This window comes from Paenibacillus sp. OAS669, assembly GCF_014873645.1.
GTDB classification, from domain to species: domain Bacteria; phylum Bacillota; class Bacilli; order Paenibacillales; family NBRC-103111; genus Paenibacillus_S; species Paenibacillus_S vulneris.
Window position 1 is genome coordinate 48693 of record NZ_JADBDR010000022.1, and the last position, 17702, is coordinate 66394.

General features: G+C 48.7%; 15 protein-coding genes. 10 read left to right on the forward strand and 5 right to left on the reverse strand.

The window, feature by feature from the left end:
- The first annotated feature begins 90 nt into the window (after positions 1 to 90).
- Positions 91 to 792 carry a 5'-methylthioadenosine/adenosylhomocysteine nucleosidase gene (locus GGC63_RS31720; RefSeq protein ID WP_192705698.1) on the forward strand — a complete coding sequence of 234 codons (702 nt, stop codon included), beginning with the start codon at positions 91 to 93 and terminating at the stop codon, positions 790 to 792.
- A gap of 22 nt (positions 793 to 814) precedes the next feature.
- Complete coding sequence (locus GGC63_RS31725) at positions 815 to 2197, forward strand: glycine--tRNA ligase (protein ID WP_079910371.1); 1383 nt, start codon at positions 815 to 817, stop codon at positions 2195 to 2197.
- Between the two features lie 193 nt (positions 2198 to 2390).
- Here GGC63_RS31725 and GGC63_RS31730 read toward each other — a convergent pair whose 3' ends face one another.
- Together GGC63_RS31730 and GGC63_RS31735 are read right to left on the reverse strand one after the other, a co-directional pair.
- Complete coding sequence (locus tag GGC63_RS31730) at positions 2391 to 3566, reverse strand: acetoin utilization protein AcuC (RefSeq protein ID WP_192705699.1); 1176 nt, start codon at positions 3564 to 3566, stop codon at positions 2391 to 2393.
- A gap of 59 nt (positions 3567 to 3625) precedes the next feature.
- A complete protein-coding gene (locus GGC63_RS31735; RefSeq protein ID WP_192705700.1) occupies positions 3626 to 4258 on the reverse strand; it encodes a GNAT family N-acetyltransferase in 633 nt (210 codons plus the stop codon).
- A gap of 218 nt (positions 4259 to 4476) precedes the next feature.
- Between GGC63_RS31735 and acsA the strand changes: the two genes are divergently transcribed.
- Positions 4477 to 6201, forward strand: a complete 1725-nt coding sequence (gene acsA, locus GGC63_RS31740) for an acetate--CoA ligase (RefSeq protein WP_079910368.1) — start codon at positions 4477 to 4479, stop codon at positions 6199 to 6201.
- A 160-nt stretch (positions 6202 to 6361) separates the two neighbouring features.
- Here the strand turns inward: acsA and GGC63_RS31745 are convergent, their stop codons facing one another.
- The gene (locus GGC63_RS31745; RefSeq protein ID WP_225948638.1) at positions 6362 to 9502 is read right to left on the reverse strand and encodes a transglycosylase domain-containing protein; all 3141 of its coding nucleotides are present in this window, start codon (positions 9500 to 9502) and stop codon (positions 6362 to 6364) included.
- A 544-nt stretch (positions 9503 to 10046) separates the two neighbouring features.
- Between GGC63_RS31745 and tyrS the strand changes: the two genes are divergently transcribed.
- The gene (gene tyrS, locus GGC63_RS31750) at positions 10047 to 11300 is read left to right on the forward strand and encodes a tyrosine--tRNA ligase (RefSeq protein ID WP_079910367.1); all 1254 of its coding nucleotides are present in this window, start codon (positions 10047 to 10049) and stop codon (positions 11298 to 11300) included.
- Between the two features lie 186 nt (positions 11301 to 11486).
- Here the strand turns inward: tyrS and rpsD are convergent, their stop codons facing one another.
- The gene (rpsD, locus tag GGC63_RS31755) at positions 11487 to 12086 is read right to left on the reverse strand and encodes a 30S ribosomal protein S4 (RefSeq protein WP_079910366.1); all 600 of its coding nucleotides are present in this window, start codon (positions 12084 to 12086) and stop codon (positions 11487 to 11489) included.
- A gap of 356 nt (positions 12087 to 12442) precedes the next feature.
- On the opposite strand from rpsD, the gene GGC63_RS31760 reads away from it, so the two are divergent.
- From GGC63_RS31760 to GGC63_RS31775, 4 genes are all read left to right on the forward strand, one after another.
- Complete coding sequence (locus tag GGC63_RS31760) at positions 12443 to 13036, forward strand: TVP38/TMEM64 family protein (RefSeq protein ID WP_079910365.1); 594 nt, start codon at positions 12443 to 12445, stop codon at positions 13034 to 13036.
- Positions 13037 to 13066: 30 nt separating this feature from the next.
- Positions 13067 to 14182, forward strand: a complete 1116-nt coding sequence (locus GGC63_RS31765; RefSeq protein ID WP_192705702.1) for an aminopeptidase — start codon at positions 13067 to 13069, stop codon at positions 14180 to 14182.
- An 89-nt stretch (positions 14183 to 14271) separates the two neighbouring features.
- Positions 14272 to 14520: an HPr family phosphocarrier protein gene (locus GGC63_RS31770; RefSeq protein ID WP_079910363.1), complete on the forward strand. Its 249-nt coding sequence runs from the start codon at positions 14272 to 14274 to the stop codon at positions 14518 to 14520.
- A 234-nt stretch (positions 14521 to 14754) separates the two neighbouring features.
- A complete protein-coding gene (locus GGC63_RS31775) occupies positions 14755 to 15042 on the forward strand; it encodes a YlaN family protein (protein ID WP_079910362.1) in 288 nt (95 codons plus the stop codon).
- A 55-nt stretch (positions 15043 to 15097) separates the two neighbouring features.
- Here GGC63_RS31775 and cax read toward each other — a convergent pair whose 3' ends face one another.
- A complete protein-coding gene (cax, locus tag GGC63_RS31780) occupies positions 15098 to 16132 on the reverse strand; it encodes a calcium/proton exchanger (protein WP_412973909.1) in 1035 nt (344 codons plus the stop codon).
- 117 nt (positions 16133 to 16249) lie between these two features.
- On the opposite strand from cax, the gene GGC63_RS31785 reads away from it, so the two are divergent.
- Both GGC63_RS31785 and GGC63_RS31790 read left to right on the forward strand, forming a co-directional pair.
- Positions 16250 to 17035, forward strand: a complete 786-nt coding sequence (locus tag GGC63_RS31785; RefSeq protein WP_192705703.1) for an SDR family oxidoreductase — start codon at positions 16250 to 16252, stop codon at positions 17033 to 17035.
- Positions 17036 to 17122: 87 nt separating this feature from the next.
- The gene (locus tag GGC63_RS31790; RefSeq protein ID WP_079910359.1) at positions 17123 to 17509 is read left to right on the forward strand and encodes an Asp23/Gls24 family envelope stress response protein; all 387 of its coding nucleotides are present in this window, start codon (positions 17123 to 17125) and stop codon (positions 17507 to 17509) included.
- The last annotated feature ends 193 nt before the right edge of the window (positions 17510 to 17702 follow it).

Genomic DNA, 17702 nt, shown 5'->3' on the forward strand with positions numbered 1-17702 from the left:
TTGTGAGGGTATAAATTACTTGTGATGTTAGTTTGCTTCGCATGCTTGTTGCGTTGCCTTAGCGAGTAAACCTTTGGGGGGAAAAGACAGTTGTCTTACGGGAAAATCGGCGTTATCGGCGCCATGAAAGAAGAAATTGAACAATTTTTGCAGCACATGGAGCAAGTGAATGTATCGGAGAAAGCAAAGGTACAGTTCAGAGAAGGGCTTTTTTACAATAAGCCTATCGTGCTTTGCAAGTCCGGGGTAGGCAAGGTAAATGCGGCGGTAACGACTCAGGTGCTGATCGATACATATGGTGTCGATGCCATTATCTTCACCGGCGTAGCCGGAGCGGTTGATCCCGAGCTGAACGTAGGCGATATTGTCATTTCATCGGAATCGATGCAGCATGACATGGACGTCACGGCTCTCGGATTCCCTGTGGGAACGATTCCCTATGAAGAAACCTCCGTATTTGCGGCGGATGAGTCCTTGCGTCAGCTGGCTGTTAACGCGAGCTCGGAATTATTTCCGGGGCGCGTCAAAGTGGGACGGATTTTATCGGGGGATCAATTTATTGCAAGCCGGGAAACCGTATCCAGATTGTACAGCGAGCTTCAAGGTACATGTACGGAAATGGAAGGGGCTTCAGTTGCACAAGTATGCGCGATGAATGGCATCCCTCACGTCATCATACGTTCCATGTCCGACAAAGCGGATGGCTCCGCTCATGTTAATTTTGCCGAATTTACGGTACAGGCATCCGAGAATTCTTATCGTATCGTAGAGCATATGCTGAAGCAACTGTAGAAAGCAGAAGGAGAGAACAATCATGACAGTAACGATGGATCAAATTGTAGCCTTAGCCAAGCACCGCGGATTTATTTTTCCCGGATCTGAAATATACGGCGGATTGGCCAATACCTGGGATTACGGTCCGCTTGGTGTTGAACTGAAAAATAACATTAAACGCGCTTGGTGGAAAAAATTCATTCAACAATCCCCGTATAACGTAGGTCTCGACGCAGCGATTCTGATGAACCCTCAAGCATGGGTAGCATCCGGTCACGTCGGCAACTTTAACGATCCGATGATCGATTGTAAAAAATGTAAGTCCCGCCATCGTGCAGACAAAATTATTGAGAATGCACTTGCGGAAAAGGGTATGGAAGTGGTCGTTGACGGTATGACCTTCGATCAAATGATGGGGCTGATTCAAGAGCATCACATCGTTTGTCCGGATTGCGGAGCTTTCGATTACACGGACATCCGTCAATTCAACCTGATGTTCAAAACATTCCAAGGCGTAACCGAATCGAGCGCTAACGTGGTTTACATGCGCCCCGAAACTGCACAGGGCATTTTCGTGAACTTCAAAAATGTGCAGCGTACCATGAGGAAAAAACTGCCATTCGGTATCGGCCAAATTGGTAAAAGCTTCCGTAATGAAATTACCCCGGGCAACTTTACGTTCCGTACCCGCGAATTTGAGCAAATGGAACTCGAGTTTTTCTGCAAGCCGGGCGAAGATTTGCAATGGTTCGAATACTGGAGAAATTTCTGCTATCAATGGCTGTTAAGCTTGAATTTGAAAGATGAGAATATTCGTCTGCGCGACCACTCCGAAGACGAACTGTCCCATTACAGTAACGCTACAACTGACATCGAATTCAAGTTCCCATTCGGCTGGGGCGAGCTGTGGGGTATCGCAGACCGTACCGATTACGATTTGAAGCAGCATATGGAGCATTCCGGCGAAGATTTCAATTATATCGACCAAGAAGCGAACGAACGCTATGTGCCTTATTGCATCGAGCCGTCTCTTGGCGCCGACCGTGTGACTTTGGCGTTCCTGATCGACGCTTATGAGGAGCAGCAGCTTGAAGGTGATGACAGCCGTACGGTGCTGCGTTTCCACCCGGCACTGGCGCCTATCAAAGCAGCGATCTTCCCGCTGTCCAAAAAACTGGCCGACGGCGCACACAAAATTTTTGCAGATTTGTCCCAGCACTTCATGGTGGATTATGATGATGCAGGCTCCATCGGGAAAAGATACCGCCGTCACGATGAGATCGGCACTCCTTTCTGTATCACATATGATTTTGAATCGGAGCAGGACGGCCAGGTGACGGTTCGCCACCGGGATACCATGGAACAAACCCGTATGCCGATCAGTGAACTGAAGGCGTTCATCGAAGCCAATATTCAATTTTAATAGCAAAGCCCGCAGTAGAAGGAAAAGAGATCAATCATCTTTTCCTCCCTGCGGGCTTTTTTGCTGCTGCAAAAGAATGGTAAGATTCCGAGGCAATCGGATGCGAAATTCGAAGGGTGATAACCAATCATGCTAATAAAGTGATTGGTACGGATGCAAAGCTGTAATCACAATGGCCTAAGAAGCTAATGAATTAGCTTAAGTAAAGCATAGCAAGCTCTTTCGTCTGACGGTTCTTGGTTGTGATTTCCTGTCGCCGCGGCATGGGAGTCCAATCCGCCTCATCCAGCCAGGTGGTCGGCAGCTCGAAGGGACTCACCGGCTGCCACTGCTTGAGCCAAGCCGAAGGCAGTTTTAAAGCCCGGTTCTGCTCCAGAAGGGGGATGAGCGGGTTGTTGCTCATTTCGAGCCACAGAAGGCTCCAGGCGCGCGGTACGACGCGCCAGAAGTCATAGCCTCCTCCTCCCAAAGCAACCCATCGCCCGCCGCTGTACTCATGCGCGATGCGATGAATAAGCTTTGGCATCGCCAGGTAGATGTCCATGCTGCAATGGACATGTGACAAAGGATCATAAGCATGGGCGTCGCACCCATGCTGGGAGACGATCAGGTCCGGCTGGAATTGCGCGGCGACCTTGCTTAGCACCTCTTCGAGACATTCCAGCCAGGAGGCGTCCTCGGTGTACGGCTCGACCGGAATGTTAATACAGGTGCCGAAAGCGGTTCCTTCTCCGCGCTCATTAACGGCCCCTGTACCTGGAAATAAATATTTCCCTGTTTCATGTATGGAAAGCGTGCAGACGTCAGGCTCGCTGTAGAAGCTCCATTGGACGCCGTCCCCATGGTGAACGTCCGTATCAATATAAAGAACTCTGGCTCTATAGCGGGTCTTGGCATGCTCAATCGCCACCGAGGCATCATTGTAGATACAGAAGCCCGCCGCCCGGTTTCTTAATGCATGGTGAAGCCCGCCGCCCAAATGCAATGCGTGCTCTGCATGTCCGCTCATCACCTCGTCCACCGCTCGGACAGATCCGCCGACCAAGAGCGAAGTCACTTCGTGCATGCCCTTGAAGTAAGGAGTGTCCTCCAAATCAAAGCCGAATTTGTCGGCTTGCTTCTGCCACGCTTCATCTGGACAATCTGCGCTAAGCGCTTTCACGGCTTCTATGTAGTCCATACTATGAATGGACTGTAATAGCTCCTCGGAAGCCGGGGACGGAGCGCGTACGATCGACTCCGGTATGGCTTCCAGCTTTTGCAGCAGATCGATGGTCGGAAGAAGTCTTTCCTGGTTGAAAGGATGTCCCTGCTGCAGCCGATAACCGGTTTCCTGTTCACTGTAAATAAATAACGATGACTTCGTCATTCTGTTGCGCCCCCATGACTCGTTCCTCTCGGAGAAATGTTGAAATGCAAGTGACCCGGTCAATACATAAACCTCTGTCTAAACCGAACGCGGTCAAATTGCTCGACAGAGGAGAGCGGGACATGCTTACCGATCCGTACCATAAGGCAGTTGGCGGGATGGGAGCAGATCTCCTGGTCGTCCGTAGCAAACCATACCATGTCAACGGACTTCATCAGCTTTTCCATCATATTTCTGTAATCCCATACGTTCAATCCGCTTTTTTCCAAATCCCAATGCCAATAATATTCGGTTGTAAATGTAATCATATTTTCCAATTGATCGCCTTCAAAGGCGAGAACAATCATTTGTTTGCCGAGACCAAGTCCCCTATAATCATCGGCAACCTCAATCGCGCCCAGCTCGATAAGATCCTCCATATTCCCTTCGGACCAACGCTCCATCTCGTCCGGATAATGGAAGGTGACATAACCGATAATCTCATCGTCAAGCCTGGAAATGATAATACGCCCTTCGGGCAATTCGGCTATCTCGATTAATGCCTCGAACTGTTCCTTAGGACGGCGAAAAGCGTCCAGGTCCGGATGCATCCGATACGATTTCAACCGTTCAGAAGGGACAGGGCCTTCCACTATAATCTGCGAATCACGATAGGGCACGTGACGGGAATGATATATTTTGTAATGCTCCATTGCCTGTAGTCTCCCTTCCTGCGGATCAAGCGGACTTCCTGGGTATGCTTATGTACCCACACTTGCTTGTTACTATATCAAAAAAAAGGAACTAAGAAAAGAAATAGTGGAAACAGTAAGGTTGTGATATAATATCAGTTGTAAAAAAACTACATTCGAAATTCAGATGTAAGCGTTTCAATGAAAAATGGAAATTGTTGATATCGGGAGGTAGTGGCATGGATCACACAAATATTGAAAGCATTGAACCCGTTTCCAAAACGTCCAACATGAAAAATTACGAGGAAGAGCGGGCCCAGTTCAGCTGGGAGACTGTTGAGAAGCAGTTCTCATGGTCTACTACCGGCAAAGTGAACATGGCCTATGAAGCTATCGATCGCCATGCGGATTCCGACAAAAGCGATAAAATCGCCTTGTATTATAGTGACGACAAACGGGATGAAAAATACACGTTCCTGGACATGAAGCTGCAGTCGAACCGGTTCGGCAATGTGCTCCGCAAGCTGGGAATCGCCAAAGGCGACCGCGTTTTTATCTTTATGCCAAGAACGCCGGAGCTTTATTTTTCGTTAATCGGCTCCCTTAAAATCGGTGCTATTGTAGGTCCATTATTCGAAGCTTTCATGGAAACGGCTGTCAGAGACCGTTTGCAGGACAGCGGTGCAGCTGCCATTATTACTACGCCTTCATTAGTATCAAGAATACCCGTAAGTGAACTACCTGAATTGAAGCATGTGATTATCGTCGGTGAGAACCTCGAGCTGACCGACGGTCAAGTTGATTATCATAAAGAAATGGCGCAAGCATCCGATCAGTTGGATATTGAATGGGTGGACCGCGAGGACGGCTTGCTGATTCATTATACCTCCGGTTCTACCGGGAAACCAAAGGGCGTGCTTCACGTTCATAATGCCATGCTGCAGCATTATTATACCGGCCGCGTCGTGCTTGATTTGCAGGACCAGGACGTGTACTGGTGTACTGCGGATCCGGGCTGGGTTACCGGTACGTCCTACGGCATTTTCGCTCCTTGGTTGAATGGGGCGACGAACGTCATTCGCGGCGGCCGTTTCAGCCCGCAGGATTGGTACCGTACTTTGGAGAAATACGGAGTAACCGTTTGGTACAGCGCTCCAACCGCATTCCGTATGCTGATGGGTGCAGGAGACGACGTATCCAAGCAATTTGATTTGTCTGCGCTGCGCCATGTGCTGAGCGTCGGCGAGCCGCTTAACCCTGAAGTTGTGCGTTGGGGCTTGAAGGTATATAATCAGCGCATCCATGATACCTGGTGGATGACCGAAACAGGCGGCCAGCTGATTTGTAACTACCCTTGCATGGCTATCCGTCCCGGCTCTATGGGAAAACCGCTTCCGGGAATTGAAGCGGCGATCGTCGATGACGCGGGCAATATTTTACCTCCTTACCGAATGGGGAACCTGGCCATCAAAACGCCTTGGCCGTCCATGATGAGACAAATATGGAATAACCCTGCCAAGTATGAGGAATATTTCCGCATTAAAGGCTGGTATATCTCCGGGGACTCGGCATACTGTGATGAAGACGGATATTTCTGGTTCCAAGGCCGCATCGATGATGTAATTAATACGGCCGGTGAACGTGTAGGTCCGTTCGAAGTAGAAAGCAAGCTCGTTGAGCATCCTGCCGTTGCAGAGGCTGGTGTTATCGGGAAGCCGGATCCGATGCGCGGAGAGATTATCAAGGCGTTCATCGCGTTGCGTGAAGGGTTCGAGCCTTCAGAGGAATTAAAGGCGGATATATCCAAATTCGTCAAAGTAGGCTTGTCAGCCCATGCTGCGCCTCGCGAGATCGAATTTAAAGATAAGCTGCCTAAAACCCGCAGCGGTAAAATCATGCGCCGCGTCTTGAAGGCGTGGGAACTGAACCTTCCGACTGGCGACTTGTCCACAATCGAGGACTAATGCCCTAGGCTGTAATATAGGTTTAAAAAAAATGGAGCTCACCTAAGGTGGCTCCATTTTTATTTGAGTGCTTTTTAGTAGGCCTCGGCGCTCCACCACAAAGTAGCCGGATCAGCCCCGAGGCCAGGGCCCACCCACTTTGCGTGGGATCTCAGCCAACTCACTTTTTGAAATGTACCGGGGCTGTGGGCTTGGATTCACCGAGCTCGTTAACCGCCGACACTTTGTAGTAGCCTTCATAGCCTGAAGCGTAATAGCGGAATTCGGTACCATTGCTTACATTGCCCAGTTTCGTATAGCTTCCGTTTTCCTTTTCGCTGAAATACACGATATATTGCTGTACCTTATCTTTTGCTGCATTGGCCTTCCAATTGACAACGATGCCGGCTCCGCTGGCTTTGACCGATACTCCGGTTGGAGTTGCCGGCTTCTCCTTGGCAGGACCTGGACTTGGCGTCGGAGTAGGGGAAGCATTGTTGTCGCCTGCTCCAGTTCCCTGAGGGGTTTCGCCGGCTCCCGGTATCAAGCCGCCACCGTTATCGGGCGTCATGAGAAGGAGATCCTTGCTCGAGCCATCGGTATAAGCTCCCTTGCTCGGAAGGGATTCATTACCCGCTACATCTACCGCTGTTACATAGTAACCAATAACACCATTGGCGTGGGTCTGTTCTGTAAACTTCGTTTCCTCGCCAGCCATGACGATTTTATTGCTTACACGCTGGAACGTACCGTGGTTAACGGATTTGTACAACCGGTAGCCGACCACGTCGGCACTGGCGCTTGCCTGGAAGGTAATGACACTCGTGTCTCCCGAATGGGTGGCCACTACCATAGTCGGCGCTTCCGGGGCTTTCCCGTCGTCGGTACGAGGGTCCGTCTCGGATGGGGCATCCTCGTTGTAATCAATCGGCCGATACATGTCGAGGGATTGCTGTCTGCCTGCCGGAAGCCTCGGAATAATGGATTGCAGTTCCTTCATCAGAGCGCCCAACGATTTTTCTCTCTTGATGACGGTTTTTTCTTGCACGAATTCTTGAGGTGTCGAGGATTGGGCAATGTAGTTGATGCCGTTATAAGAAATAATCGACAGCTTCACCATCACATTATCCTCTTCCGTAGGAATATCCTTTTTATTAAAAATATCGGTCACGAGCTTGCCCGCTTTGGTGGTCGCTTCACTTGGAAGCTTACCCGATAAGCTGGATACCGTCATTTCGACGATATTATCCGGACGTACAAACGATTTTGTTGGGAAATATTCCGGCTTTTTATCGATGGCGGCATCCATGGCTTTCGCCCAAATATCTTTGGCGCGGTTCGTTCCACCTGTCTTTTTGCTCAACTTGAAGGCTGGAGAGTCATAGCCTATCCATACACCTAATGTAATATCAGGCGTATAGCCCATGAACCAGGCATCCGCATCATCCTGAGTGGAGCCCGTTTTCCCTACGATCGGCACCTTGCCGTAATGCTTGAATTTGCTCATCAAATCGGTGGCTGTACCGGAAGTGATAACAGTCCTCATCATGTCGGACATCAAGTAGGCTGTTTGCTCCGAGAACAGAGAAGTCGGTTGAAGCTCGTGCTCATAGACCGTTTTTCCGTTGGAATCCGTGATTTTACGGATCATGAACGCGTCGTTATGTACGCCTTTATTGCCAATAGTGGAGTATGCGTTGGTGAGCTCCTTTACGGAAACACCGTATCTCAAACCGCCTATAACCCCCGTCTGAGCTACATAATCCTCTTTGGTAATGGTGGTGATCCCCATTTTTTTGGCGAAATCCCATGCTTCCTTAATGCCGACCACGTCCAGGAACAGCTTGATAGCTGGAATGTTATAAGATTGATCCAGAGCTCTTCGGGCTGTAATTAGGCCGTGATACCGGTCATCCCAGTTCTCCGGAATATGATAGCCGACCTTGGTACCGTCTTTTAATATGATCGGTACATCGTCAATGATTGAAGCAGGTTGAATTGCGCCTTTCTCGATGGCAGGGACATAGGCTGCGATGGGCTTCATCGTAGAGCCGGGCTGCCGGAAGGCCTGCGTGGCATGGTTAAGCTGCTCCTTGAAGAAGTCCCTTCCTTCAATCATGCCGAGTATGGCGCCGGTTTTGCTATCCATCATCACCGCACCGACCTGTTCAATCCCCTTGGTCGGATCATCCGGAGTGAAGTTTTTAGGGTTATCGGCGATGGCATGCATAGCATCGTAAATGTCTTTATCGATCGTCGTATAGATTTGATAACCGCCGCGGTTCATTTGGGCCTGAACGTTTTTGAGGGCCTCGTTGTAGGCGTCGGTATTCGGCTGCTCAGCCAGCTTGGGATCCTGAACCTTCAGCAGCGCCTTGGCAGCCTCCTTCTCAATCTCCAGCATGAGATAAGGGTAGGTCGAGTACGCTTTCTTGGAAGGCTCTGCCAGCGATTTGCGCAGGTCAAAATTAAGGGCCTCCTGGTATTGGTCGGAATTGATCTTTCCTTCCTCCAGCATTCTCCGCAGGACAAGCTGCTGTCGGGCAACGGCTCTTTTGAAGGCGGCTCCGTCAAATTGTCCCTTGCTAGTAAACGTAGAATAATTGCTCGGTTGCTGGGGCAATCCCGCCAAATAGGCAGCCTGCGCGATATTAAGCTCCTTCAGGTCATCGATATTAAAGATTCCTTTGGCGGCTGCTTTGATCCCGTACAGATTATAGCCTGAAGAGCCATTGCCGTACGGAATTTTGTTCATATAGGCCAGCAGGATCTCGTCCTTGGACATGAGGCGTTCCATCCGCAGGGATAAGAAGATTTCCTTGGCTTTACGGCTGTCCTCACGATCAAGAGATAAGAATACCCGCCTGGCCAGCTGCTGGGTAATCGTGCTTCCTCCAGTCTGAATATCCTCTCTTAAAAGCTTTTGAATGACGGCTCTTCCGAGGCCTTTGAAGTCAATTCCATGGTGCTCGTAAAAATGGTTATCTTCAATAGCAAATACCGCATCCAGCATGATCTGCGGAATATCCTTGAGCTCAACCATTCTGCGGTCTTCCTCCGAGCGCAGCTGGCCGATAACCGTATCATCATTAAAATAGACGAAGCCGGTTAGGGCATTCTCCTGCACCTGCGCCATCATGCTCTCCTTGCTTCGTACAGGATCCTCCTTTACCAGGGCGGACACGTAACCAAAGGCGGCGCCTCCTCCCAGAAATCCGGCGATGATAAAGACGATGAACATCCATTTTAACGTAATAAGCGTATATTTACCGATGCTCCATAGTACGTCTTTTGTCTTGCTTTCTTTTTTCTCCATCTCCATATTGATAGAAATCCTCCCGAAATTGGAAAACATACGTAGTTCATTATATCATAAAGAAGGAAAGTGTGGATAATAGCATCCCTGACGTTTGCTTGAACATTAGGTTTGACAAATGAAATCGAATTGTGATATAACTTGGTTTAATTGCATATGACAAATGCTATGATGGACATGACGACGGGGAAGGGTTTTCCTTAACCGCGCAGCAGTAGAGGAAGGAACCAAGCTTTCAGAGAGCCGATGGTTGGTGAGAATCGGCAGTTGCCCTTCATTCGAAATACCGTCCGGAGCAGGGGAAGAGAACACGGCATAAGGTGGCCTATCGCCGGCGAGCCTGTATGCTAACGTAAGTAGCTTCCTATCGGGTCTGACCCGTTATCGTTGCAAAGTGAAAGCAGAGACAAGAGCTGTTTCGGTTTCGGATACAGCATTCGTGTTCTCGGCTTTAATTAGGGTGGTACCGCGAGCAGCAGCCTTCTCGTCCCTTTGTGGATGCGAAGGCTTTTTTGTATTTATTTCATAAAGAGAGGGAGTCAGAACTACGATGGATATTTTAAAGGAATTGCAGTACAGAGGATTGATCCAGCAGCTCACCGATGAAGAAGGCTTGGCCAAGAAATTGAGCGAAGAGCCCGTTGTCCTCTATGCAGGCTTTGACCCGACCGCGGACAGCCTTCATATCGGTCATTTGCTGCCGATCCTATGCTTGAAACGATTCCAGATGGCAGGTCATCTGCCGATCGCTCTCGTAGGCGGCGGTACAGGTTTAATCGGCGACCCGAGCGGCAGATCGACAGAACGCTCCTTAAACACGCAGGACATTGTAGAAGAGTGGGTAGGAAAGCTGCGGAATCAGCTGTCCCGCTTTCTGGATTTTGATTCGACCGTAAATCCTGCACGGATGGCCAATAACTACGACTGGCTGGGGAACTTGAACGTTATCACGTTCTTGAGAGATATCGGGAAGAACTTCTCCGTTAACTATATGCTCGCTAAGGACAGCGTAGATTCTCGTCTGAGCAACGGGATTTCGTTTACGGAGTTCAGCTACATGATTTTGCAGGCTTACGATTTCTACCGGATGAACACGGACATCAACTGCTCCTTGCAGGTAGGCGGAAGCGATCAATGGGGTAATATTACGGCGGGGCTCGAGCTAATCGGCAAAACGACAGGCAATAAAGCTTTCGGTTTGACAATGCCGCTTGTAACGAAGAGCGACGGCTCTAAATTCGGTAAAACGGCCGGCGGAGCAGTGTGGCTTGATCCTGAGAAAACATCCCCGTACCAGTTCTACCAGTTCTGGATCAATACTCACGACAATGACGTTGTGAAATTCCTGAAATACTTCACCTTCCTGTCGCATGAGGAAATCGAGCGTCTGGAGGAGCAAGTAAAGACCAGTCCGGAGAAGCGGGAAGCTCAACGCGTGCTTGCCAAAGAGGTTACCGAGCTGGTGCATGGGGAAGAGGCGGCTCTAAGCGCCATCAAAATCTCCGAGGTGTTGTTCAGCGGTAACGTCAGCATCCTGACAGGCCGTGAAATTGAAGACGCGTTCCAGGACGTTCCATCCTCTGAAATCAGCGGAGAGACAGCTCTTATTGATCTGCTGATCTCGGTCAAGGCTGCTCCTTCGAAGCGTCAGGCAAGACAGGATATCGAGAGCGGTGCGGTATCGGTTAACGGAACGAAAGTGACGGATCTGGACAAAGTGCTTCAGCCAAGTGACGGGCTGGAAGGGAAATATATCGTTATTCGCCGCGGCAAGAAAAACTACTACCTGGCGAAGTTTGTGTAAAAATATATGGGGGCTCTTCTATCTATCGGCTGCATGGACCGGGGAATGAGGGCCCCTTATTTTTGTGAGGACAAGTTAGCTCTTGGCATCGAAGGTGATTCAGGTGCGATGCGGGGGAGTCTCCAAATGTAAAAATGCAATAAAAAACTGCCCTCCATAAATGAAGGACAGTTTGCAAGCCATAGATTAACGGCTGTAGAACTCGACGATTTGTTTTTCGTCAATTTCTTGAGGCAATTCGGAACGCTCAGGAAGACGAGTGTACTTACCTTCAACTGCAGCGTCGTTGAATTCCAAGTAAGCTGGCAAGTAGTTGCGGTTAGCCAAAGCTTCTTTAACGGAAGAAAGACCGCGGCTTCTTTCGCGAAGACCGATTACATCGCCAGTGCTTACAGTGTAAGAAGCGATGTCGACTTTTTTACCATTAACGGTAATGTGACCGTGAGAAACCAATTGACGAGCGCCTGCACGGGAGTTAGCAAAGCCAAGACGGTAAACCAGGTTGTCCAAGCGGCTTTCCAGCAGGATCATGAAGTTTTCACCGGCGATACCTTGGATTTTGTTAGCTTTGTCGAACAAGTTGCGGAATTGCTTCTCGTTCACGCCGTACATATGACGCAGTTTTTGCTTCTCTTGCAATTGAACGCCGTAGCCGCTCATTTTTCTACGTTGTCCTGGACCGTGTTGTCCTGGAGGGAATGGGCGTTTCAATTCTTTGCCAGTGCCGCTCAGGGAGATACCCAGACGACGGCTAAGTTTAAATTTAGGACCTGTGTAACGTGACATGTATTGTGAGCTCCTTTAATAATTAGAATGGTGGTTGTTGTATCCTCGGGTGAAACATATGCTCAATTTTGTTTAAAGCCTGTGGATATAAATCCGGCACCTGACAAGAATCTCAGCCGCTGTCCTGTCAGCAACAAAATCGGTGAGGGTGACACATGCTTCCACCATAAGTATGATTTCTATTAGCAAGTAAACATACTTATCTCGACTTCTAATTCTATAAGAAATTGCCTATCTATGTCAAGTAGTCAGCCTTGATATCTTACGCATGAATATAGACTTTTTTCGCTTTGCTTATGTTAGGAAATGAATTTGAAAAGTGGTACAATGTTATAATGTAGAAGGGGGAATGTTCTTTGGCCGAATGGAATGTCCGGCATTTGTCCGACATTTTGCAATCCTGGGGACTGTTGGGACATCTGGCAGGGGCGATATTGGCTTATGTGCAGACGGTGGTGCCGTTTGTGCCTTTTGTTGTGGTTGCAGGGGCTAACGTGCTGCTGTTCGGAATGTGGGCGGGCTTTGCCGTCAATTATACGATGTCGGTATTGGGAGCCATCACCGCATTTTGGGTTGCGCGCAATTTTGCAAGAGATTGGGTAGAAAAAAAGCTGGAACACTATGAGTATATCGGGAAATTCAATCAAAAGCTCGAACAGAACGGATTCCTTTACATAGCGATTTCGCGAATCATTCCTATCCTGCCATCGTTTGCGATTAATTTGGCGGCAGCGGTTATGAAGGTAAGGACCAGGGATTTCATATTGGGAACCATGGTCGGCAAACTGCCTATGATTTTTTTGGAATCGTTAATAGGCCATGATTTGCTGCATTTTAGTCACAATAAGGGCAGACTTACCCTGTTGGTGCTAATTTTTGTCGTCCTGCTCATTATCGGCAATATTTATAAGAAAAAATGGTTTGACAGCGAAAAAAACAAATCCACGTAGAATGACCAATTAGAGAAGGAGGCCAAAACAATGCGTGATCCCAGATTACAGCAGTTGGCAAAAAATATCGTAACGTACTCGCTGGATGTACAGCCCGGTGAGAAAGTATTGATCGAAATGATCGGCTCCGAAAGGGAGATCGTGAAGTGCCTGATTGAAGAAGTGTACGCCCGCGGAGGACAGCCATATGTCGAGCTGGTCGAGCCATCCGTGAGAAGCTCCTTATTGCAATCGGCCACCAAAGAACAAATCGAGCACTGGGCTGCTATGGACTTGAAGCGTATGCAGGATATGAACTGCTATGTCGGTATCCGTGGCGGCTCCAACGTAAGTGAGCTGTCGGACGTTCCCGAAGCGCAAATGAAGCTGTACGAGATGTACTACAGCAAGCCTGTTCATATGGAGCAGCGCGTCAAAAAGACACGCTGGGTCGTCCTGCGCTATCCTAACGCTTCTATGGCCCAGTTGGCTACCATGAGCACGGCCAAATTCGAGGATTTCTACTTTAATGTATGCAATCTCGATTACGCCAAAATGTCGGAAGCGATGGATCCGCTGCAGGAGCTTATGAATCGTACGGACCGTGTCCGAATCGTATCGCCGGGAACGGACATTCAATTTTCCATCAAAGGCATCGGTTCGGTCAAATGCTGCGGCAAACGCAACATTCCGGACGGAGAGGTGTATACGGCCCCTGTCCGTGATTCCGTTAACGGAGTGATCCATTACAACACGCCTTCGGTGAAGTCAGGCATTACGTTTGAGAACATTACCTTCCGTTTCGAGAACGGGAAGATTGTCGAAGCGACATGCAATGATACGGAAAGATTGAATAAAATTTTGGACTCGGACGAAGGCGCCCGTTACATCGGCGAGTTCAGCCTTGGGTTCAACCCTTATATTTCAACCCCGATGAAGGATACGTTATTCGATGAGAAAATTGACGGCAGCCTTCATTTCACCCCTGGCCAAGCCTACGAAAAGGCGGATAACGGTAACCGTTCCTCGGTACATTGGGACCTAGTCCTAATTCAACGGCCGGAGTATGGCGGCGGAGAAATTTATTTTGACGACGTGCTGATCCGCAAGGACGGCCGGTTCGTCATTCCTGAACTCGAAGGCTTAAATCCTGAGCATTTGAAATAGTAGTTGCGTGTTAATCTTTTCCCATGTATCATACAAAGTAAGCGATTTAATCGTTTACCAATGTTATTGATCGCATGGAGGGATTCAATATGTCAAGTGCCAACAACGCTGCTATTGTAGAAATTTCGCAAACTGCTAACAAATTTAGATCTTCCATTGTTTTACAGTATGATAATAAGTATATCGATGTAAAAAGCATCCTGGGCTTGTTCACTACTTTGCTGACAAGCAGCCACTATGATCTCCATGTTCATGGACCTGATGCGGAGGAAGCTAAAAAAGCTATGGCTGAAGTATTTGCGAAGCACAATCTGCAAATCAACAGCATCCAGGATTAATCGTACATAACGGTATTTCCATCGATGGGTGGGAATGCCGTTTTCTCATTCTAAAGGCTGCCGCCAGCTGCGGCACGGATCCATATTTCCAATGGGCTTGGACCATTGATGTTCATAGCGGTATGAACAGGAAAAAAGAGACAAGTATAAAAGTAGATGCTCCGCTCTCTTGTGTATTGAAGCGATTTCGACTAATATTAAGCTATGAACTCGTACGTACAGGGGGGAAGCTTGATGTCATCATCCGAATTGTTACTTGGCTTGTCACAGAAAGCCCTTTATCTTCTTCAAGAGGATGCAGATAAAATTGAGAAGCTCATCGAAGTACAGATGGAGAACTTAACGACACGTAAATGTCCTCTGTATGAAGAGGTATTAGATACACAAATGTATGGTTTATCGAGAGAAATTGACTTTGCTATCCGGGCGGAGCTGATTACTGAGACCGTGGGCAAACAAATCCTGGTAAAGCTCGAACGTAATCTTGCTCAGCTCTATGAAGCTTTAAACAAAAAAGAGTAACCTTCGTCATTGAAGGTTACTCTTTTTTGTTTGTTGGAATAGAAGCGCACGACAGTTATACCAGGTAGAAAGCAATCCCCAGGATGCAGTAAACGACCAGCAGCAGAACGCCTTCATACCAGTTGGTTGTTCCATCCTGGGAGATGGATTTGGCTATAATGACGGCAACGCCTATAGCGACAAGCTCGAAGGTACTGAATACGATGTTCATCGTTTTTCCAAACAGCATAGACACGAGGACAAGCACGGGAGCTACGAACAATGAAATTTGCAGACTGCTGCCAACGGCGATCTCGACGGCGGCTCCGATTTTATTTTTGCGGGCCATCATAACGGCAGCGCTATGCTCTGCTGCATTCCCGATAATAGCAATCAGGAAGGCTCCGACGAACAGCTCGGATAAACCGAATTTATGCGTGATGCTCTCCAGGGTTCCGACCAGCCATTCGCTTTCGAATGCGACCATGACGGTAGCAAGGATCAGGAACAGAATGGAAAGGCCTTTGGACCAGGCCGGTTCGCCGTGCTCAACGACTTCGTCAGACAGCTCGTTCTTATGAGTCACCATAGAGAAAAACAGCCACAGCAGGTAAGCTACGATCAGGATGGTCGCGACAAGAATGCTCATGTTGGCCGTTTCAAAGGTCGTCAGGCTTTTGGCGAAAGCGGCCGGAACGAACAAGGCGATTACGGCTAAAGTCATTAACGAACCGTTGTGGCTGGCCAGCTTCACATTAAAATGCTGCTCTTTGTATTTCAAACCGCCTACGAACAAGCTAAGTCCAAGAACAAGCAGCAGGTTGCCGATAATGGAGCCGGTGATGCTTGCCTTTACGATATCGAACAGTCCGTCCTTAACCAAAAAAATGGCGATGATCAGCTCCGCCGCATTGCCGAAGGTGGCATTTAAAAAACCGCCCAGTCGTTCTCCTGCATAGTGTGCGACGCTCTCAGTGGCTTTTCCCAAAAAGCCGGCAACGAACAAAATGGCAATGCAAGATATGATGAACTGAACGGTAGGAGATGCCCAACCGGAATAATGGGCAATGGCGCTAATGACGAAGCTTCCTATAAGCCCTATTTTAAACATATGGCGTTTCAAAACATTCACCTCATATGGTAAAGTAACCTTATTGAATAAAACCTATTCTAATATACCCATAATTTAGGATAAAGTAAACATGAATCCGAAGGAGAGACAGGGAATATGGATTTAAAGCTGAAGGGGAAAACCGCCGTAGTCACCGCATCCAGTAAAGGGTTGGGACGGGCTGTTGCAGAGCAGCTTGCCGCCGAAGGGGCGAATCTGCTGCTTTGCAGCCGAAGCGGGGAGGCAATTGCAGCGGCGGCTGAGGAAATCCGCAATCAGTACGGAGTAAAGGTAGAATCACTGGCAGTAGATGTCAGCCGCAAGGAGGATATCCAAGAGCTGATTGAACTGGCTTCGGCCCAGTTTGCCACCGTGGACGCGTTGGTGTGCAATGCGGGAGGCCCTCCAAGCGGGAGCTTTTTATCCTTCGATGATGCAGCGTGGGAGCAGGCATTTCTAGGCAACATGATGAGTGTCGTCCGGTTGATTCGAGGCTTTCACCCGTTTCTTGCAAAGCAGGGGGGCCGAATCGTCACTATTGCTTCCACATCGGTGAAAATGCCGATACCAGGGCTCGTATTATCGAACACGTTCCGGACAGGAGTCGTCGGGTTGATGAAAACCTTGTCGATTGAATTTGCGAAAGATGGCATTTTATTGAACACGGTTTGCCCGGGCCGTATCATGACAGATCGAATTATGGAGCTCGATTCCTTGAAGGCGGAGCGTGACAATCGAACCATAGAGGAGGTCCGGGAGACCCTTAGTCAGGACATCCCGCTAGGCCGGTACGGCGAACCGCATGAGCTGGCGACGATTGCAGCGTATCTCTTGTCCCCTCTGAACAGCTATATGACAGGGTCCGTATTCTACGTTGACGGCGGAGCCGTTAAGTCGTTATAAACGTTGGTCAGACGTCAGCTTGGACAAGTTGATTTCCCCGTTGGAAGTCATTACAATGGAACTATAACCCATTAAGGAGTGATCCGTATGTCCGAAGAAATTCAAGCAGGTCTCATTCGCATTTCAGATGATGTCGTTTCGACTATCGCAGGCTTGGCTGCGTTGGAGACTCCTGGGATCGCCGCAATGTCGGGAGGTATTTCCGAGGGACTAGCCAAAAGGCTTAGCGGCAAAAATGTGCAAAAAGGTGTTTCTGTCGAAGTAGGTCAGGTGGAAGCAGCTATCGATTTGCGAGTCATTGTCAATTACGGAAGCAAGATCCAAGAAGTTTGTCATAATTTGCAGTTGAACGTTCGCGAAGCTGTCGAGAATATGACAGGATTAACCGTCGTTGAAGTGAATGTGAAAGTGGAAGGCGTTGCGTTCCGCGAAGAAGAGGCCGTAGTCGCGGAAGATCTACATAGAGTGAAGTAATGATTTCCGCACCTCCTAACCTGCGCAAAGAGCACATCTCTACTGCGCCCGGGCACCAGGAAGCAGAAGAGGGACATAAAAAAGAGAGCCGATTCAGGCAATATCATTAAGTTAAGGCTGAGGGCCAAGAATCAAAAAAAGAGCAGGTTATCGAAAAGATAGCCCGCTCTTTTTTTGCACGAAATAGAGAAAA